The sequence below is a fragment of the Paenibacillus sp. FW101-FHT12H11 genome (assembly GCF_058790355.1).
Window position 1 is genome coordinate 314,129 of the sequence record NZ_JBYTCO010000006.1, and the last position, 19,749, is coordinate 333,877.

General features: G+C 48.6%; 17 protein-coding genes. 12 read left to right on the plus strand and 5 right to left on the minus strand.

What is annotated here, in order from left to right; genetic code table 11:
* Positions 1-113: 113 nt before the first annotated feature.
* From rocF to AC3WTJ_RS21175, 3 genes are all read right to left on the minus strand, one after another.
* The gene (gene rocF / locus AC3WTJ_RS21165) at positions 114-1,031 is read right to left on the minus strand and encodes an arginase (RefSeq protein WP_492523513.1); all 918 of its coding nucleotides are present in this window, start codon (positions 1,029-1,031) and stop codon (positions 114-116) included.
* A 157-nt stretch (positions 1,032-1,188) separates the two neighbouring features.
* A complete protein-coding gene (locus AC3WTJ_RS21170; RefSeq protein WP_492523514.1) occupies positions 1,189-2,421 on the minus strand; it encodes an aminopeptidase in 1,233 nt (410 codons plus the stop codon).
* 68 nt (positions 2,422-2,489) lie between these two features.
* On the minus strand, positions 2,490-3,263 hold the full coding sequence (locus AC3WTJ_RS21175; protein ID WP_492523515.1) for a helix-turn-helix domain-containing protein: 774 nt from the start codon (positions 3,261-3,263) through the stop codon (positions 2,490-2,492).
* A gap of 163 nt (positions 3,264-3,426) precedes the next feature.
* Between AC3WTJ_RS21175 and AC3WTJ_RS21180 the strand changes: the two genes are divergently transcribed.
* The 3 genes from AC3WTJ_RS21180 (at position 3,427) to uxaC (ending at position 6,855) form a co-directional block, all read left to right on the plus strand.
* Positions 3,427-4,236, plus strand: coding sequence for a phytanoyl-CoA dioxygenase family protein (locus tag AC3WTJ_RS21180; RefSeq protein ID WP_492523516.1), 810 nt, complete (start codon positions 3,427-3,429; stop codon positions 4,234-4,236).
* 161 nt (positions 4,237-4,397) lie between these two features.
* On the plus strand, positions 4,398-5,330 hold the full coding sequence (locus AC3WTJ_RS21185) for a VanW family protein (RefSeq protein ID WP_492523517.1): 933 nt from the start codon (positions 4,398-4,400) through the stop codon (positions 5,328-5,330).
* 124 nt (positions 5,331-5,454) lie between these two features.
* On the plus strand, positions 5,455-6,855 hold the full coding sequence (gene uxaC, locus AC3WTJ_RS21190; protein WP_157322870.1) for a glucuronate isomerase: 1,401 nt from the start codon (positions 5,455-5,457) through the stop codon (positions 6,853-6,855).
* Between the two features lie 645 nt (positions 6,856-7,500).
* Here uxaC and AC3WTJ_RS21195 read toward each other — a convergent pair.
* Positions 7,501-8,322: a helix-turn-helix transcriptional regulator gene (locus AC3WTJ_RS21195; RefSeq protein ID WP_157322868.1), complete on the minus strand. Its 822-nt coding sequence runs from the start codon at positions 8,320-8,322 to the stop codon at positions 7,501-7,503.
* A 159-nt stretch (positions 8,323-8,481) separates the two neighbouring features.
* On the opposite strand from AC3WTJ_RS21195, the gene AC3WTJ_RS21200 reads away from it, so the two are divergent.
* The 3 genes from AC3WTJ_RS21200 to AC3WTJ_RS21210 are packed head-to-tail and all read left to right on the plus strand — an operon-like array spanning position 8,482 to position 11,524.
* Positions 8,482-9,765, plus strand: coding sequence for a Gfo/Idh/MocA family protein (locus AC3WTJ_RS21200; protein WP_157322866.1), 1,284 nt, complete (start codon positions 8,482-8,484; stop codon positions 9,763-9,765).
* Positions 9,766-9,787: 22 nt separating this feature from the next.
* Positions 9,788-10,828 carry a dienelactone hydrolase family protein gene (locus tag AC3WTJ_RS21205; protein ID WP_492523518.1) on the plus strand — a complete coding sequence of 347 codons (1,041 nt, stop codon included), beginning with the start codon at positions 9,788-9,790 and terminating at the stop codon, positions 10,826-10,828.
* Positions 10,829-10,864: 36 nt separating this feature from the next.
* Positions 10,865-11,524 (plus strand): SLOG family protein, encoded by a 660-nt coding sequence (locus AC3WTJ_RS21210; protein WP_492523519.1) that lies wholly within the window; start codon positions 10,865-10,867, stop codon positions 11,522-11,524.
* 12 nt (positions 11,525-11,536) lie between these two features.
* On the opposite strand, the gene AC3WTJ_RS21215 is transcribed toward AC3WTJ_RS21210, so the two are convergent.
* The gene (locus tag AC3WTJ_RS21215; RefSeq protein WP_492523520.1) at positions 11,537-12,400 is read right to left on the minus strand and encodes a LysR family transcriptional regulator; all 864 of its coding nucleotides are present in this window, start codon (positions 12,398-12,400) and stop codon (positions 11,537-11,539) included.
* A gap of 135 nt (positions 12,401-12,535) precedes the next feature.
* On the opposite strand from AC3WTJ_RS21215, the gene AC3WTJ_RS21220 reads away from it, so the two are divergent.
* The 6 genes from AC3WTJ_RS21220 (at position 12,536) to AC3WTJ_RS21245 (ending at position 19,737) form a co-directional block, all read left to right on the plus strand.
* The gene (locus AC3WTJ_RS21220) at positions 12,536-13,417 is read left to right on the plus strand and encodes a DMT family transporter (RefSeq protein WP_492523521.1); all 882 of its coding nucleotides are present in this window, start codon (positions 12,536-12,538) and stop codon (positions 13,415-13,417) included.
* A gap of 93 nt (positions 13,418-13,510) precedes the next feature.
* Positions 13,511-13,639, plus strand: coding sequence for a hypothetical protein (locus tag AC3WTJ_RS21225; RefSeq protein WP_492523522.1), 129 nt, complete (start codon positions 13,511-13,513; stop codon positions 13,637-13,639).
* Between the two features lie 501 nt (positions 13,640-14,140).
* Positions 14,141-16,210: a bifunctional aldolase/short-chain dehydrogenase gene (locus AC3WTJ_RS21230; protein WP_492523523.1), complete on the plus strand. Its 2,070-nt coding sequence runs from the start codon at positions 14,141-14,143 to the stop codon at positions 16,208-16,210.
* A gap of 33 nt (positions 16,211-16,243) precedes the next feature.
* Positions 16,244-17,464 (plus strand): L-rhamnose isomerase, encoded by a 1,221-nt coding sequence (gene rhaI, locus AC3WTJ_RS21235; RefSeq protein ID WP_492523524.1) that lies wholly within the window; start codon positions 16,244-16,246, stop codon positions 17,462-17,464.
* Positions 17,458-18,960: a rhamnulokinase gene (gene rhaB, locus AC3WTJ_RS21240; protein WP_492523675.1), complete on the plus strand. Its 1,503-nt coding sequence runs from the start codon at positions 17,458-17,460 to the stop codon at positions 18,958-18,960. The genes rhaI and rhaB overlap by 7 nt, the downstream gene beginning before the upstream one ends.
* Positions 18,961-18,969: 9 nt before the next feature.
* A complete protein-coding gene (locus AC3WTJ_RS21245) occupies positions 18,970-19,737 on the plus strand; it encodes a DeoR/GlpR family DNA-binding transcription regulator (RefSeq protein ID WP_492523525.1) in 768 nt (255 codons plus the stop codon).
* The last annotated feature ends 12 nt before the right edge of the window (positions 19,738-19,749 follow it).

A 19,749-nucleotide genomic window follows, 5' to 3' on the forward strand; every position in this document is an offset into this window, starting at 1 on the left:
CAATCCTGTGTCCGTCTTGTAAGCCATCTATATTTTACCAATTAAACCTGCTTGCAACAAGCACAAAACCCGTATTCCTAGTGAAGGATACGGGTTTCATATCGTTTTTTTGGCTATAGTATTTGTTTTCCCAGCAATGAACTAATGAGGCCGACCGCCAGGTGCGAAGTCTTGTTGTTATCGTCGAGCAGCGGATTGACTTCAACGAATTCCGCAGAAGTGACGATGCCTGCTTCATGCAGCATCTCGACGGCGAGATGGGCTTCGCGGAATTGGAGTCCGCCTTTGACCGCTGTGCCGGTTCCCGGCGCTTCAAGCGGGTCTAAGGAATCTACATCGAAACTGACATGAACGCCATCTGTTTTACCGCTTATATAAGTGATGGCATCCTGCATGATAGTCGCCATCCCTTTGCGATCGATATCATGCATGGTATAACATTTGATGCCGAGTGAACGGATCAGCTTTTTCTCGCCTTCATCGAGGGAACGGGAACCGATAAGGACGATATTTTCCGGTTTCACCTTGGCTTGATCCCCTTTAATGCTAGTTAACAGAGGGTGCCCCATCCCAAGGCTAATCGCGAGCGACATGCCGTGAATACTGCCGGACGGGCTGGTATCCGCTGTATTTAAATCCGAATGCGCATCAATCCATATGACACCTAAATTCGTATAATGCCTGGATAAACCAGCCAATGTCCCGATGGCGATGCTGTGATCGCCGCCGATTACGAGGGGGAATTGGCCTTGTTCAGCGGCTTTGGAAACCTGCTCAGCCAAGCGAGTATTTATGTCTATGACTTCTGCTAAATATTTTAAATTTTTTTTGTCTACTTCAGGCGGCAGCGGAGTTGCTGTATCGTTCGGGAGGCGTATCTCCGGCACTTGCTGAATCGTCATATTCATTTGCTGCAAGCCCCGCAACAACCCTGCCTGGAAAATAGCTTTAGGTCCTTTACTAGCCCCGCGTCGGCCTGCTCCAAGATCAAATGGCACGCTAATCGCAGCAATCGTCGGTTTGGTACTCATACGATCAACTCCTCTTGTTTGGATGGGGTGCAAGAAATTCCGTCTACCTTTTGACTAACATTCCCAATTCGGTAAAAACCAATGCTCCTATACTATATGAAAAAAAAACCTTCCGTTCCACACCTATTGTGGGATTAGAAGGTCTCTTTTGCCTAAGTTAAAATGCCCAGTTACCCTTGCGGAAAATAGGTTCCATGCGGCCATCTGCATGCTCGCCGTCAATATCCATGTCGGCGGATCCGACCATGAAATCGACGTGGATCAGGCTATCGTTAAGGCCTGCAGCCAATTGCTCATCCTTGGACATGGCAGGCCCGCCCTCCACACAGGTAGGAAAAGCTCTTCCCAAGGCCAAATGATTCGAAGCATTTTCATCAAAAAGGGTATTGAAAAAAATCAGATTCGAATTGGAAATCGGTGAATCATGAGGCACAAGCGCGATTTCGCCTAAATAATGGGCGCCTTCATCCATTTCGATCATTGCTTTCAGGGACTCAAACCCTACCTCGGCTTTGTAATCGACGACACGTCCGTTATCGAAGGTGATGGTAAAGTTGTCGATCAAATTCCCTTGATAACTTAACGGTTTCGAACTGCGCACCGTACCCTGTGTCCCTAGGCGATTCGGTGAAATAAACACCTCTTCCGTCGGGATATTCGGGTTGAAATCGAAACCTCCCGTTCCGTTCGCAGCCGACCCGCCGCGCCAAATGTGGTTTTTCGGCAGTTCGACCGTCAGCTCGGTGCCCGGGGCACGGTAATGAATTTTATGGAACTGCTTTTCGTTGAGCTGTTCTCTTTTGCTGCGCAGCGTAGCGTTATGCTCATGCCAAGTCTGCACAGGATTGTCTTGATCGACGCGCGTCGCTTTGAAGATCGCCTCCCACAGGGCGGCCATGGCCGCGTCTTCATCCAAGTTCGGGAATACCTTGGAAGCCCAAGCAGGGGTAGGTGCTGCGGCAATCGACCAGGTCATGAGATAGGAGGACATGCTTTCTCTCCATTTTATCAACATAGGCCCAGCCGCTTTGGAAAATGCGGAAATGCGTGCCGGATCGACGTCCTTCAGCAGCTCGGGATCTGCGGCATCAATTAATAGATAAGCGCCGTTATTTTCCGCTAAATCGTTAAGCGCTTGAGCGCGCCAAGCGGGATACTCGTGAAAAGCTTCTTCTGGTGCATGCATATATTTAATTTGTGTGCTGATTTCATCTTGCCACTCAATATGTACGTGTTTGGCTCCTGCTTCATAAGCTTTCCGGGAAATATGGCGCACAAGAGCCGGTTGGAGAATAGGAGCATTAATCCACAGCGTTTGCCCGGATTGGATATTCACACCCACACGGACGATTAGTTCCGCATATTTCTCAAGATTACGTTCAAAGGTCATAGAAATCCTCCTTTTTTCTATAGCTTGCTAGCAGTTTATCGTGGAGTTTATGAACTGTCAAATAATTTTTACCGTCGTTCCTTCATAAAGGTGCTAGGGTTCGTGCCATGCCATTTGCGGAATTGATTGGTGAAGTGATTATAGTTCTGAAAACCGACGTCATAACAAACGTCTGAAGCGCTTCGCTGCGTATGTTCAAGCAGGAGAACGGCTTGCTGAATCCGCATGCGGTTCACGGAATCAATGATGGAATACCCTGTGCTGGCTTTAAAAAGATGGGCGAGCCGCGATGGAGAGAGTCCGACGCGTTGAGCTAATTCTTCGATGCGGACGGGTTCGCGCATTTGTTGGGACAAGAGATGGAGGACCTCTTCAATGCGAGGGTCCATTTTACGGCTTGTTTTCTGCGCCATGATGAGCAGGATTTCCCGCAAGGAGGAAAGGATCAGCTCAAACCAGTATTCCCCGCGTTCTCTGGAATCCTGCAGAATACGCGCGAAAGCTTGGTAGATGCGTTCCCGGAGCGACTCGCTTTCAATGGTGAGGAAAAGCTGCTCTTCCTTAGGCAGCAGATTCGTCTCTGCGAGGATAGATGGGAAATGGGCCCAAACAAACTCCCAATGCTGATTTTTCCTCGTCCCGTAATGCTGCGGAGTTCCTGGAGCAAGCAGCGTGAGATCCCCCGCCCGGCAGCGTCTTTCATTTCCGCCAAGTTTGAAGTAACCTTCGCCGCCTAGCGTGAAGCAGAGTAGCCAATCGTTGCGCCCTTCAGGGCGGATGGTGAAGTAGGAATCCGATTCATTGAAGTGCCCTGCCAAAAATGTGTTTGCTTCCGTATTCATGAACATCGTTCCTTCCTGAGAGCTGATGACTGCTATTAAACTGAGTATATCAGAAAATAGCAGGATTGTAGGATTTATTAGCAGCATTCTTACTTCTGCCAATACGCATTATTCGGTATGCTGAATACATGGAAAACAACAGATCACTTGGAGGGAAGACAAGATGGCGAACACATTGCTTAAACTGACGGAAGAGCAAAAACAGCATTTTGAACGGGAAGGGTATTTGATCGTAAAAGGCTTATTTTCTGCGGATCATTTGGCGGAAATTGATGCTACATTTGAAGAGATTTCGATGCAGGCGATACCGGGACATTTCGAACCTGACTTGGAAGGAGATGGATCGGACCCTCTGAAGCGTTATCCGCGGGTCATGCATCCGCACCGCTTTAACGAGACCGCTAAGAAGTATATGCTGCACCAGCCGGTGATGGAGGTGTTAGCTGATTTGTATGAAGAGGAAGCACTGGCTGCGCAGAGCATGTTCTATTACAAACCGCCAGGCTCCCGTGGCCAAGCGCTGCACCAGGATAACTTCTACCTGCAAGTTGAGCCAGGTAACTGTATTGCCGCTTGGACAGCGATAGATGCTGCTGATGAGGAAAACGGCGGTCTGCTCGTCGTTCCCAAGACGAATACGCTGGATCTTTCTTGCCCCGATCTTGCCGATGCCAAAGAGTCGTTTACCACGCATTATGTAAAGCCGCCAAAAGACGAAAAGGCGATGCCGGTCGTCATGGAACGAGGCGACGTGCTGTTTTTTAACGGCAATCTGATCCATGGATCGTACCGGAACAAAACGAAAGATCGCTTCCGCAGGGCGTTCATCTGCCATTATGCCAACGAATCCGCTACGCACATTAGTCACTATTATTGCCCTTTGTACCGCCAAAACGGTGAAACCGTCGATCTGGAAAATAACCCAAGCGGCGGACCCTGCGGGAATGAATTCGAAGCCGCTTATCCGCATTAAGGCGATGCTATAAGCTTACAAGCAAGGGACTGTTCCTTAGGCCAATCATTTGGTCGGAGGCGGTCCTTTTTTGCATTTCTTTTTACATTCCAGTCAGGAATTGCGTTATTTGGTATGGAAAATTTTCAATTGTTTACAATAGGGGAGGGGTGATTGATTAGATGATGCAGGGATGGATGGCAGGTCTCATGCTTTTAATGCAAATGAATGAAATGACGGATCAGACAACCAAGGATGGAAGTTCTCAAATTCAAGCGCATGTGCAGCGTGAGGCTTACCGACTTGATTATGTTGACGTGCCGTTGGTGAATAATGAGCGATTAGACCGTCTCATGACCGAAATGGAGAAGAAAGCGTACCGGAAACCCGTGAATGCGACAATTAGCGATGCGGGTGGGATTGTGAAGGAAATTCCAGGAGCACAGTTGAATCGGCGTGCTTTTGTGGAACAATTTTACAAGCAGTTTTATAGTGAGGGGCCTATGAAATTTGATGTTCCCACACTGCCTATATATCCGAAAGTAGATAGTGAACTGCTGGCTAGCATCCGCGTACATCCAATCGGCTATTATGTGACGTATTTTAATTCAAATAATAAGCACCGCTTTACGAATATTAAGCTCGCTACTCAGGCGATTAACAACTACGTGGTTCTCCCGAATGAAACGTTCTCTTTTAACCGGGTGGTTGGCGTTCGTACGCGTGGAAGAGGTTATATGCCGGCGAAAGTCATTGTGAGGGGAGAATTTTCTGAAGGGATTGGCGGTGGCATTTGCCAAACCTCCTCAACCCTTTTTAATGCGGTGGACCGGGCTGGCCTTACAATTGTCGAAAGATACTCGCACAGCAGATCTGTGCCCTACGTACCTTCAGGAAGAGACGCGACGGTGAACTGGGGGGGACCGGATTTTAGTTTCAAAAACAACTATAATCAGCCGATCCTGATCAGAGCGCAGGCTTTGCCCGGCCGGGTCTATGTCAGCATTTACTCGTCGGAATTGATTAATCATAAACCGCGGCACGTTCCAGGCGCTTCCAAGACGATACCGGAAGAAATAACGGCGGGTGCAGATGCCGAGAATTCGAATCCATAAGACTTTGAGAGGTCAATATATGCATATTTCGCAAAATTAAAGCAAAAAATCACAAGACATCGCTTCCACCTTCGGCTAAAATAAGGGCAGATCATTCAGGTCGAGAAAGGTGGAAATTTGCTTTATGAAAACGTTTTTAGATGAAAACTTCCTACTTACGAATCAAACCGCTGTTCATTTGTTCCACGAATACGCCAAAGATCTGCCGATTATTGACTATCATTGCCACTTGAGCCCTAAAGAGATTTATGAAAATAAACAATTCAATAACATTACGGAAGCGTGGCTTTACGGTGACCACTATAAGTGGAGAATGATGCGCGCTAACGGCGTTGAAGAGAATAAAGTGACTGGAGAAGCTAGCGATTATGACCGTTTCGTTGCTTGGGCAGGTACGCTGCCAATGGCGATCGGTAACCCGCTGTACCACTGGTCTCACATGGAGCTTCGCACGTTTTTTGGTGTGAATGACTTGATTAACGAGCAGAACGCACCTGCTATTTGGGAAAAAGTGAACGCTAAGCTAGCTGAAGGCGGTTCGCGCGCCAGAGACCTGATTACGAATTCCAAAGTAACGGTCATCTGCACGACGGACGATCCGGTTGATTCCTTGGAGTATCATATCAAAATCAAAGAAATCAAAGATTTCAACACGCAAGTACTGCCGTCTTACCGTCCTGACAAAGCGCTCGAAATTAACCGGGCTACGTTCCTTCCTTGGATCGCTCAATTGGAAAAAGCGGCAGGCATCACGATCTCGTCTTACGACGATCTGCTTGCGGGACTTGAGAGCAGAGCGGAATTCTTTAATTCCGTAGGCTGTAAAGTGTCTGACCATGCTTTGGATTACGTACCTTTTGGGGTGGCGACCAAAGAAGAAGTTGAACAAATTTTCAAATCGGCCTTGGCTGGCAACGCAGTTAGCTTGGAAGACGAGAAAAAATATAAAGCTTTCACTTTGCTGTTCCTCGGCGGCGTTTATAAAAAGCTCGACTGGGCGATGCAGTACCACATCAACGCATCCCGTAACAACAATGGACAAGCTTTTGCCAAACTTGGGCCGGATACAGGTTTCGACTCCATTAACGATAGCCCTGTAGCGAGCGCGCTTACTGGTTTGCTGTCCTCCCTGGCTGTTGCAGATTCGCTGCCAAGAACTATTCTTTACTCATTGAACGCGCGTGACAATGAAATCCTTGCTTCGCTGATGGGCAGCTTCCAGGGCGACGGAATCCCAGGCAAAATTCAGCTTGGCGCCGCTTGGTGGTTCAACGATACGAAAGACGGCATGGTTTCGCAAATGAAATCGCTGGGCAATTTCGGATTGCTTGGCCGTTTCGTCGGCATGTTAACCGACTCCAGAAGCTTCTTGTCGTACACGAGACATGATTATTTCCGCAGAATCCTGTGCAACATGATTGGCGAATGGGTTGAAGACGGCGAGTTCCCGAATGACGAGCAGCTGCTCAAGCAGTTGGTTCAAGGTATTTCCTACGATAACGCGAAGCAATATTTCGGGTTTTAAAAAAAAGGCCTCCACTTGTTGATACTTGTGGGGGCCTTGTTTTTTTGGTCGCGCTGCGGGGTGAGCGATGGTGATTGACCGCTGGCAGGGAGCCGCGGATTGTGAGCGAGGGGATGTTTGGTGCCAGACATCGAACATCGACTATTGAACATTGAGCATAGAAAATTAAGCAATACGTTAGACCTTAGTTCTTAGTCACCTGTCATCAGCCACTACCTCTAGCATCATCTTCACCAGTAGCCATAACGAGTAACATTACCGCCTTGGTCACCAGTAGCAAATCCCCCCGGCCGCCTCCGTAAGCTGAAAGGGAACTACGATCCTCTATTTTGGTGAAATGGGATGTTCTCAGTGGTATGTGGGAACTACAGGGTCTTATTTCTCGTCTTGAACGTTAAATCCGGCTGAAACATCAAAATAGAGGCCGGTAGTTCCCTTTGATCTGCCAATTGACGATTTTGGGCAATTAGCGACCCGTAGTTCCCTTAACATTGTCAGCTACCTCAAACAGTCACTGTGTTTCTCCTCAGATCAATCAAATGGGCGCCTAATCCCTCTAATCTTAATCTAGTCCCCGCCTAATTGCCATCTAATCACCCGAATCTCCAACTACTCCTCACCTAACACGATCCGCCCCACCGCCAACTACTGGCTCAGCCGCATCAGCTTCCGGCACTCAAGCGGCGTCTGCGAGGTGACTTGCTTAAACACGCGGCCGAAATGTGCGACACTATCGAAGCCCGATTGCTCCGCAATGTGAATTACCTTCAGTTTGGTTTCTCTCAGCAGCCGCTGAGCTTCCCGAATCCGCACATTGTTCAAATATTCAACGAACGAGAATCCCGTCGTTTCTTTAAAAGAGCGGCAAAAATAGCTGGGACTGATATAAAAGGTCTCCGAGATCGAAGCCAACGTCAACCGATTCCGGTAATGCTCGTTGATATAAGCCACAATCTCAAATATTTTGGGATTGTGCGCTTGCGCGTGGCTTTGTGCTGTGCTGATCCTGTCCGTCATGCGCGAGCAGAAAATCAACAGCTGCGTAAATAGCGCGCGGCTGTTTAATTGCCACCCGCCGAGCGCCTGCTGCTGCTCCCGGAGCAGCTGAAACAGCAGATTCTCAACCAGGGTACGATTCGTACCGCTCAGTGAGAATACATGCTGTTTTTGCACAAAAGGCACAAGCAGATGCTCGGAAGCATCTTCCCCGATGGAGCGAATCCACCTATCATCGAAGCTGAGTAAGATACGCTCATGAGCCTCCGCATCGGCATTTCGTGTTTTGTGCAGTTGATTTTTATCAATGAGAACGAGGTCGCCCTCTTGAATGAGATACGAACGGTCTTGTATAAAATAGTAGCGCTTGCCACTCAGCAAATAGTAGATTTCATAATGGTCATGGAAATGATTCACCTGCATGGAGTAGGGCCGATCTCTGCGCAGTCTTTCGATTTCATATTGGATCACAACGGACACCTCTTCGATCAAATCAAACTAAATGTACTGTTATTATAGCAAAATATGCAAGGATTGAAAGACATTAGATAAGATTTGATTAGAAACACAGCAAATATTGTATTAATCTTGAGGTAAGAAAACTTATTCCTGAGAGGGGCTTAACTGGTTATGAAAAAACGTTATGCAGTCGTCGGCACCGGAGGACGGGCTGAATTTTTCTATGGCGCTATTGTAAGAGATTTCCAAGATACATCTGAGCTGGTAGCAATCTGTGATATCAATCAAACGAGAATGGACTTTACCAACGGTTTGCTGCAAAAAAAATACGAATATAAAGCTGTGCCTACTTATAAAGCGCATGAATTCGAAGAGATGATCCGCAGAGAAAAGCCGGATTATGTCATTGTAACTTCCGTTGATCGCACGCATCACACCTACATTATTAAAGCGATGGAGATGGGTTGCGATGTCATTTCGGAGAAACCGATGACGGTGGATGAAGAGAAATGTCAAGAGATTCTAGATGCTATTAAACGGACAGGACGTCAGCTTCGCGTAACTTTCAACTACCGTTATGCCCCGCATAATACGAAAATCCGCGAGCTGATCATGGATGGAACAATTGGCGATGTGCATTCCGTGCATTTCGAGTGGCTGCTTAACACCCAGCATGGAGCGGATTACTTCCGCAGATGGCACCGAGATAAACGCAATGGCGGCGGTCTGCTTGTGCACAAATCGACGCATCATTTCGATCTCGTGAATTTCTGGTTGGGAACACGTCCTGAAACTGTATATGCAATGGGCGGATTGATGTTCTATGGTAGAGAAAATGCCGAAAAACGCGGCGAAACCAAGTTCTATCAACGCGCGACAGGTAACGAAAATGCGAAGGACGATCCTTTTGCACTACATTTGGACAAAAACGAGCACCTCAAAGGCTTATATTTAAATGCGGAGCATGAAGACGGTTATCAGCGCGATCAAAGCGTTTTCGGCGACGGCATTAGCATCGAAGACACAATGGGCGTTATGGTCCGCTACAAAAATAAAGCGATTCTGACATACTCTTTGAACGCTTATATGCCATGGGAAGGCTTCAATGTGCATATTAACGGCAGCAAAGGCCGTATTGAAATGAGAGTTGTTGAGCAATCCTACGTGAATTCCGGCGGCAAAAAAGAAGACGAAGGTGCTTTGAAGGAGAAAACAATCAAAGTATTCCCTATGTTCGCAGCGCCTTATCAGGTTCAAATCGAAGAAGGCGTGGGCGGTCACGGCGGTGGAGACCCTGTGTTGCTGCGCGATATTTTCGAAAAAGCATCTGACGATCGCTTCCAAAGAGCAGCTTCGCATGTCGATGGCGCAATGTCTATCCTTACAGGTATCGCAGGTAACATATCCTTACGCACAGGACAACCTGTGGCTGTAGATAAGCTGGTCACTTTTTAACAAATGAGGGTGAGGTGACTGTATGTGGAATCCAGATGCTATCATGGAGAATCTCTATCTCTCCTACGAGCAGAAACGTTTGGCGCAGATGAGGGAAGAGAGTGCTGAACAGACCCGGGAAAGGCTTAAGCAGGGGCTGGCCGATTCTTTGGACATAGGGCTGATGACGAAGGATGAGCTTCGCCCTGTTCTTCTCGAGCGTATCGAACGGGATCATCATATTCAGGAACGAATCGAATTTGGAACGGTGGCGGGATTCCGTGTCCCTGCTTACGTGCTAATTCCCAAGGGTAAAAAAGAGCGTTCAACCGCCGTCCTTGCCTTGCATGGGCATGGCTACGGCAGCAGGCAGATTTCCGGTATGAACGCAGATGGCAGCGAAAATACCGGGGAACCGGATTCTCACGGCAATTATGCCCTTGAATTAGTGAAACGCGGCTTTATCGTGATGGTGCCGGAAATTATCGGTTTCGGCGATCGCCGATTGGCGGAGGAGTTGAAGGATGGGAAAGTCGGCAACTCCTCTTGCCAAGCGCTCGCTTCCCATCTGCTGCTGTACGGCATTTCGCTGGCGGGGCTGCGTGTGCATGAAGCGCAGCGGGCTATCGATTATTTGCTGACACGGGAGGATGTTGAAGGTGACGGCGTGGGCTGCTTTGGCTTCTCGGGTGGCGCCTTAGTTGCTTCTTACCTAGCTGCGCTGAATGAACGCGTGAAGGCTACGGTATTATGCGCTTTTCCGAATACGTTTAAGGGCAGTATTATGCATCTTCGTCACTGTATCGACAACTACTTGCCAGGCGCGTTGGCATATGCGGAGCTGCCTGATTTAATGGCGCTGATTGCGCCACGATCTTTATTCATTGCTTCTGGCCGGCAGGATCGGATTTTCCCGATAGCTACGACGGAAGTGGCTATCGAGCAATTGAAGGCCGAGTACACGAAAGCCGGTGCGGCTGAGCGGTTGGGATTCCATTTGTACGAAGGCAAGCACGAAGTGAATGGGAGCCAAGCCTATCCTTGGCTTGTTGAGGCTATGAGCAGAGAGCTGTCCGGTTGTTAACCGGCGGCTCTTTTTGCTTTCTATCGTTATCTTTCTATGCTACCCTGTAGGAAGAGTTATCAAGGTGGTGTGCTTCTTTTGAAAAGAATATTAGTGACAGGATACAAAGCATCAGAGCTAGGCATTTTTTCATTAAAACATCCAGGCATTTCGATTATTAAAAAAGCGATCCAAAAGCGCCTCACTCCGCTGATCGAAGAGGGACTTGAATGGGTTGTTGTTAGCGGCGGGTGGGGCGTCGAGCTGTGGGCGGCGGAGGCCGTTCTTGACCTTAGAGCAAGCACCTATCCAGAGCTCAAATTGGCTGTTATCACGCCTTTTTTGGAGCAAGAAGAGAAGTGGAGCGACGAGAAAAAGAATAGCTATTCGAGCGTTATAACTCGGGCTAATTACGTCAATAGCATCACTAAAACGAAATATGAGGGCCCTTGGCAGTTTAAGGAGCGGGACAAGTTCCTGCTGCGTAATTCGGACGGTATTCTTCTTGTTTATGATGAGGATACGGAAGGGTCTCCGAAGTTCATGAAACAGCAAGCGGCGCAGGTGGCGGCTCATCACGATTATCCCATCATCACAATTAACGCCAGCGATCTCCAAAATGTCGCCGAAGATGAACAGGAAATGGAGCATGGCGATCCGTGGGGAGATATAGACACCTTGCATCCAAATGAGCCTGCTGATTATGAAGAGATTTGAGCGGCTTGCTGCTTACGCCTCCACGGCTCCCGGCAGCATACCGACAAAAGCGCTTAATGAGCTGCTTATAAAAGCATCCTTGCGCATGATAAATTCCGTTTTGATAAAACGGTAATGCGGAGGAATCGCAAAAGTGCGGATTAATCCTTCCGCTTCATGCTTCTGTATGACCGCCTTTGGCATAAGAGAGATGCCTAATCCTGCGGAAATACCGCCAATAATGGCTTCCAGCATACCGAATTCCATCATGATCGGTTGGGTGATGCCAATGGACTGCAGCCATTGATCCAGAACGTTGCGATAGGAGCAGCCTGTGGTGAAAACAAGAACAGGCTTCGACAAGGCTTCCTGAAGGCTGGCAACGCCAGGACCCGCTGCGACGACCAATTCTTCTTCATACGCCTGCATGGACTGCAGATCAGGGTGCGTACAGGAACAACCGATGAATGCGCCGTCCAGCTCATAGTGGAGAACTTTTTCAATCAGAAATTGCGTGTGTCCTGTTGTTAACGAGAGCTGCACATTAGAATGCTGAGCATAATAAGAGGCAAAAAGTTTGGGAAGACGGACCGCTGCAGCAGTCTGTGTGGAACCAATCAATAGCGGACCGCTGGGCTCGCCTGATGAAGAAAGTGCCACGACCGCCTCATCCAGCAGACCGACGATTTTATCCGCATAGGTTAGTAAAGTTTTACCGCTAGAAGTTAAGGACATGCCTCGATTATGCCGGGCAAAGAGGACCGTTTGCAGCTCAGATTCCAATTGTTGAATCCGGGCCGTAATGTTGGATTGTACATAACCGAGACGTCCCGCTGCTTTGGTAACGGAGCCTTCTCGGGCCACCATTTGGAACACTCGCAAATCTGAGCTTTCCATCGTTGTGAACCTCCTTTGTTTTTGAGTGTTTTTGCTATCACTATTTATGAATTCAAGTATCTATAGTAATCATTATACATAATTCCAAGCCTCCTATACAATGAGATCATCTTGTGAATAGGGAGGTTCTTTAGGATGAACAAAATGAAATATATCACCCTTATTATTGTCACGACCTTTGTTATGGGAGTCGCATTTCCGGTAGGCAAAGTCGGGCTGGATTATTCGACGCCTTTCTTTTTGATGGGTCTTCGCTTTGTTCTGGCGGGAGGCATACTTGCGCTCATTGTAAGGAAGAAGCCACAGCCTACAAGTTTGAAAATGTGGGGAAAAGCGGGCTTGATCGGCTTGTTGCAATCAGCGGGTGTGATGGGCTGCGCCTATTACAGCATGCACTGGATTAGTTCGGGCGAATCCTCCATCATCACTTGTACGAACCCGCTGCTGGTGATCGTGTTAGGCACTTTCCTGATGGGAGCCAAATATCGAGGGCGGCAATGGCTCGGTGTAGCCCTTGGTTTTATCGGAGTTGTCGTTACCTTCGGATTACAACTGAACTTTCAGGCCGGCATGTTAATCGGCTTCCTCGGTGCCATATTTTTTGCCGCATCTACGCTGCTTATTAAACAGTGGGGAGCCGGGTTCGATATGACAGTGCTGGCTGCGTATCAAATGCTTGCGGGAGGCATTGCGCTTCTTCTTCTCGGAGCGATGACGGAACATCCGCATTTTACCTTCACGCCTATGTCCGTGGTCGTGCTGCTTTGGCTTATCATCATGGGATCGATTGTCCAATTTTGCCTATGGTTTTATTTGCTTCGCAGCGGAGATCCCGCCAAAACAAGCGCGTTCCTGTTCCTGGTGCCTGTGTTTGGGCTGCTCTCCAGCTGGCTGCTGCTTGGTGAGAAGGTCGCTTGGTATGTCGGTTTGGGTGGTGCTTTTATTTGTGCAGGTATCTTTTTGGTGAATTGGGAAGGGAAAGCCCGATCGGGAGGGCGATTGGTGCGAGTGCAGTGATTGGGACTGTGCGGAGCATGCAGGAGAGTGGTTTCTGTTGGATGGATTCCAATGAAATGGTGTATTTGTTGGTCGAAATGGAGCTCTTGTTGGATGAATTCCAGTGAGAGCATTCGTAAAGGCCAGAAAAAAGAGGCGAGGTGGCAGCTTCACTGGATTTTGTCCAATGAGATTGCCGATTCTGCAGCAAAAAGTGAACGCTCATTGGAATTCGTCCAATGAGCAGCCCGTGGATCCCCTCTTGGGGAACCACGGGCTGCTATTTCGCAGAAACCGTGCATTTTCCACCTCTGAGGGGAACTACGATCCGCTATTTTGGAGTTTTCACCCAATAATCGTGACATGGGAGGAAATAGGACTCTGTAGTTCCGTTTAGAGTGAAAATTGCTTGTTTTTCTCCAAATAAGAGACTGGAGTTCCCTTAAGATAAAGTGGCAGATGGCTGTATGGAGATAGTGTTCTGCGATGGTGGCAGGTTAGAATAGTAGCTAATACGAAAGTCTGGCGGAGTATGCCCGCCAGGCTTTTTTTGATGTTTTCCGAGCTAGCGCCAGCCATCCCACAAGGCTACCGGGCGCAAAGAAAAACAAAAACAAAAATAATGATTCAAAAATAAACAAAGATGTGATACGATGAATCCATCAAAAACAAAACACATCATGGGATGTGAAGAGGAGAGACTTTGGGCGGCGCTCAGAGATCCCTATACTTAGGAGGGTACTTATGGTTGCGAATTTGTGGGAAGCAGACAAGGCGAGTAACGTTTCAAAAGGCGTGGAGGAATTGGTTTACCGCTCCAATTTACTAGGAACAGATCGTGCTGTTGCGAACTGGGGAGGGGGCAACACTTCGTACAAAACCATCGAGAAGGATTTTCGCGGCCGTGATGTTGAAGTGATGTGGGTTAAAGGAAGCGGTTCCGACCTTGCGACAATGAAAGCAAAGAATTTCACAGGTCTTCGGATGGAAGACATCCGTCCTTTGTACGAAAGAGACGAAATGTCCGACGAGGAAATGGTTGCGTACTTGGTAAACTGCATGATCGACAGCAAGCATCCGCGTGCTTCCATTGAAACGCTTTTGCATGCGTTCTTACCGTTCAAACATGTGGATCATACGCATCCGGATGCGATTATCTCGTTATGCTGCGCACACAATGGCCGTGAGCTGGCGAAAGAAATCTACGGTGACCGCTTCGTATGGGTACCTTATGTCCGACCTGGCTTCACATTGTCCAAAATGATCGCAGAAGGCGTAAGAAACAATCCAAAAGCTGAGTTAGTGTTGATGGAGAAGCACGGTCTGGTTACTTGGGGTGAAACGTCCGAGGAAAGCTACCTCAAAACACTAGCCATCATCAATGAAGCTGCAAGCTTTATCGAAGCGCGAGTTCAGGAGGACAACCTGTATGGCGGCTCCAAATACGAGTCACTGTCCGATTCCGAGCGCAACGACATTTTGGCGCAAGTGCTGCCAACGGTTCGCGGTGCAGTAAGCAAAGAGAAGAAAATGATCCTGACAGTTGACAGCGCGGACGATGTCTTGAAGTTCGTTAACAGCAAAGATGCAGCTGTCTTGTCTCAAGTAGGCGCAGCTTGTCCGGATCACTTGGTTCATACGAAAATGAAGCCGCTGTACATCGACTGGAATCCGAATTCCCGTGATGCCGCTTCTCTGACGGAAGCTTTGCAAGCCGGCATTGCTGCTTACAAAGAAGAGTACAAAGCGTACTTCGAACGCAACAAAAATGAAGGCGACGTTATTTTCGAAACGGCTCCTCGCGTTATTTTGATCCCAGGCATCGGGATGATTAACACAGGCAAAAGCTGGGCTATGGCGCAAGTCAGCGGCGCGCTTTACCACCGTGCAATCTCCGTAATGAGAGGCGCAACAGCACTTGGAACTTTCGTTTCCTTGAGCGAAAATGAGTCTTACAACGTGGAATACTGGCCGCTTGAATTATACAAATTGACACTTGCCCCTGCTGAAGCGGAATTCTCCCGCAAAATTGCTTTCATCACTGGCGGCGCAGGCGGAATCGGCAGCGTAACGGCTCGTCAATTCCTCAAAGAAGGCGCGCATGTTGTGTTGGCTGACTTGAATTTGGAAGGCGCACAAAAATTAGCGGCCGAGCTGAACGAGCAATATGGCGAGAACAGAGCCATTGCAGTGAAAATGGATGTAACGAAAGAAGAAGAGGTAGAAGCGGCTTACCGCGATTCGATCCTTAGCTACGGCGGCATCGATGTTATCGTGAATAACGCGGGTCTTGCGACATCGAGTCCTTTTGATGAAACATCCCTCAAAGAGTGGAACTTGAACATGAACGTGCTCAGCACAGGATATTTCCTGGTCGCTAGAGAAGCTTTTAAAATTATGAAAAAGCAAAATGTCGGCGGCAGCATGGTATTCGTCGGCTCCAAAAACTCGGTATATGCAGGTAAAAATGCTTCTGCTTATTCAACGGCAAAAGCCGCTGAAATTCACTTGGCGCGTTGTATCGCTGCAGAAGGCGGCGAATACGGTATTCGCGTGAACTCCGTATTGCCGGATGCGATTCTGCAAGGTTCCGCGATCTGGAATTCCAACTGGCGCAATGAGCGCGCTGCGGCTTACGGCATCGAACCGGACCAACTGGAAGAGCACTACCGCAAAAGAACGACTTTGCTTGTTAACATTTTCCCGAAAGACGTTGCGGAAGCCATCGTGTACTTCTCATCTTCCAAAGCTGAGAAAACGACAGGCTGCATGATAACCGTTGACGGCGGCGTTCCAGCTGCTTTCACCCGCTAATCCGTTCCATACCCAAAAGGAGGCTATTATCCGATGAGTGATAAAGCATATGCACTGTTTGAAGAGCAGCAAGCAAGTAGAGGTATTGATCTGGCTACTGTAAAAGCCAAGCTGAAGGCCCTCAAAGTAGAAACTCCATCTTGGGGCTACGGGGATTCTGGAACTCGCTTCAAAGTGTACAAGCAAAATGGTGTGCCGCGTAATCCTTTTGAGAAATTCGAAGATGCAGCGCAGGTTCATAAACTAACGGGTGCTTGCCCGTCGGTGGCGATCCACATTCCTTGGGATAAAGTGGACGATTACGCAAAGTTGAAGCAGCATGCCGCTGATTTGGGCGTTTCCATCGGCGCGGTAAACCCTAATCTTTTCCAAGAAGATGATTATATCTTCGGAAGCGTGACGAATTCGAACGCAGCGATTCGCCGCAAAGCGACAGATCACTTGCTGGAGTGCGTGGACATCGCGAAAACCGTTGGCTCTGATGTCCTGAGCCTCTGGTTCGCAGACGGTTCCAACTACCCTGGCCAAGTTGACATTCGCGCTCGCAAAACCTGGATGTATGAATCGCTCAAAGAGATGTACAACGCAATGACGCCAAATATGCGCATGCTGATTGAATACAAATTCTATGAGCCTGCCTTCTACCACACGGATTTGGCGGATTGGGGCATGGCGTTCAACATGGCGAACAAGTTGGGTCCTCAAGCAGAAGTGCTTGTAGATACAGGCCATCACCCGCAGGGAACCAACATTGAGCACATCGTGACTTATTTGTTAGATGAAAATAAACTCGGCGGCTTCCACTTCAATTCCCGCAAATATGGGGATGACGATTTGATCGTAGGTTCCGTGAATCCATACGAATTGTTCCTAATTTTCTACCAAATCATTGATGCAGCGAACGATAAAAACCCGCAAATCCGCCAAGCTGCAAATAACATTGCGTACATGATTGATCAAAGCCATAACATTGAGCGTAAAATCCCTGCGATGCTGCGATCTGTGCTGAACGTTCAAACACAATACGCAAAAGCGCTGCTGATCAACCTGGACGAAGTGAAAGATGCTCAAGAGCGTCAAGACGTTCTTGGTGCTGAAGACGCGGTTCGTAAAGCGTTCGAATTCGACGTTACACCGCTGCTGCAAGCGGTTCGCGAAGAAATCGGCGTACCAGTTGATCCAATGAAAGCTTACCTGGAAAGCGGCTACGACGAAAGCATTAATGTGCGCGGCAAAGGCGGTGCGAGCTGGTGAGTAAACCCTCAAGCGTTCTGGCCTTTGATTTGGGAGCAAGCAGCGGCAGAGCGATCGTCGGACGCCTTGATTCTGAAGCGGGCCAAGTGACGATCGAGGAAGTTCACCGCTTTCCGAATGATCCAGTGAAGGTGGGCGACCATCTTCACTGGGACATATTGCGCTTGTTTCATGAGCTGAAACAAGGCATTTTACAGACGAAGCAGCTAGGTTACACGGATATTGAAAGTTTAGCGATTGATTCCTGGGCGGTAGATTTCGGTCTGCTTTCCAAAAACGGCGAGTTGCTGGGCAATCCTTATCATTACCGTGATCACCAGACGGACCACGCGATGGAAAAGGTGTTTGCAAAAGTTGGACGCGAAAAGCTTTATGCCAGAACGGGGCTGCAATTTCTGCAATTCAATTCGATTTTTCAACTTGCTGCAATCAAGGAAAGAAATCCGGAACTGCTGGAACGCGCTGAAACGTTGTTGATGATTCCAGATTTGCTCCGTTATTTCTTGACCGGGGAAAAGCATAGTGAATTCACGAACGCTACGACGACACAGCTCTTGAATGCCACAACGAAGGTGTGGGATGCGGAGCTTCTCGATCAGCTTGATCTTCCGGCTGGCATCTTGCTGAATCCAGTACCTTCGGGTACGCGGGTAGGTGCTTTAACTGAAGAAATCTGCGCGGATCTTGACGTTGCTTCGATTCCTGTCATTGCCGTAGGCGAGCATGACACGGCTTCCGCCGTTGTTGCGGTTCCTGCTCTGGACGATCATTTTGCCTTCTTAAGCTGCGGCACTTGGTCTCTGCTCGGGACAGAAACGATGGAACCTGTCTTAACGGAGCAAGCTTTGGCTTGGAACTTCACGAACGAAGGCGGCGTGTATGGCACGAACCGTTTGCTGAAGAACATTATGGGCTTGTGGCTGATCCAAGAGTGTAAACGGACGTGGGATAAAGAAGGCAAAAACCTCAGCTTTACCGCGCTCGTTAAGCTTGCTGAGCAAGCGAAACCTTTCCAATCCTTCATCGATCCTGATGACGACATGTTTCTTAATCCGCAGCATATGCCGAAGCAAATTCAGCAATATTGCCGGGATACGCAGCAGGTTGTTCCGCAAACCGAAGGAGAAATCGCACGCTGCATTTTAGAAAGCCTGGCATTCAAATATCGGTTTGTTCTGGAATGGACCGAGCAGCTTACGGGTGTTACGTACCCTGGACTTCACATTGTCGGCGGCGGCATTCAGAATGAGCTGCTTTGCCAATTCACTGCGAGCGCTACAGGGCGCGAGGTTTGGGCAGGTCCTGTCGAGGGTAGTGCCTTAGGAAACCTTGTAGTACAATGGATAGCATTAGGGTATATCGCGAATTTGCGCGAAGCCAGGAAGCTGATTCGGAATTCGTTCCCGGTCAAAACGTACATCCCCGAGGATGCTGCGGGTTGGCAGGCGGCGTATGCAACATTTTGTCAGGTGGCGTCCCGATCGAGGATGAAATGAGGGAAGACGATGCTGGTAGCGGAAAGATGGCAGAGAATCGTTCAGTTAGTGAATGAAAGAGGAAGCATTCGCGTGACGGAGCTCAGCGAGCTGTGTCAAGTGACGGAAGAAACGATTCGAAGAGATTTGGATCGATTGGAAAGCGAAGGCAAGCTGATGCGCAGCCATGGCGGCGCCGTGAGCGTGAAGGAAGCGCAGTCGGAAGTGCCTTTCCTGGAAAGGGAAACGGAGCACGCCGATTTCAAGAACGCTATCGCGAAGGAAGCGGTATCGCATATTCGCGAAGGTGACCGGATCATTTTGGATGCGAGCACAACGGCTTGGTATATGGCTAAATTAATTCCGGATATGCAGCTGACCATCCTTACGAATTCGATGAAAGTCGCGCTCGAGGTTAGCGGCAAGGAGAAGATCCAAGTGATTTCTACGGGAGGACTTCTCTCTCCTAAATCGTTGTCCTATGTAGGACCACTAGCGGAGAGATCACTGGACATGTACCACGTCCATAAGCTATTCCTTTCTTGCAAAGGAGTTCATATTCAACGGGGCATCAGCGAATCGAATGAGTTACAAGCGCTAATTAAGCGCAAAATGATTTCCATTGCCGATGAAACATACCTGCTAGCCGATCACAGCAAATTCGGGATGCAGTCTTTGACGCAAGTCGCGGCGTGGCCTGAAATCAAGCATGTGATCACAGACGGACAAACCAATAAGGAGGATGTGGACCGTATTCGGGAGAAAGGGGTTCACGTCATCCAATTAGATAGAGAGTAAAAGACATTGTTC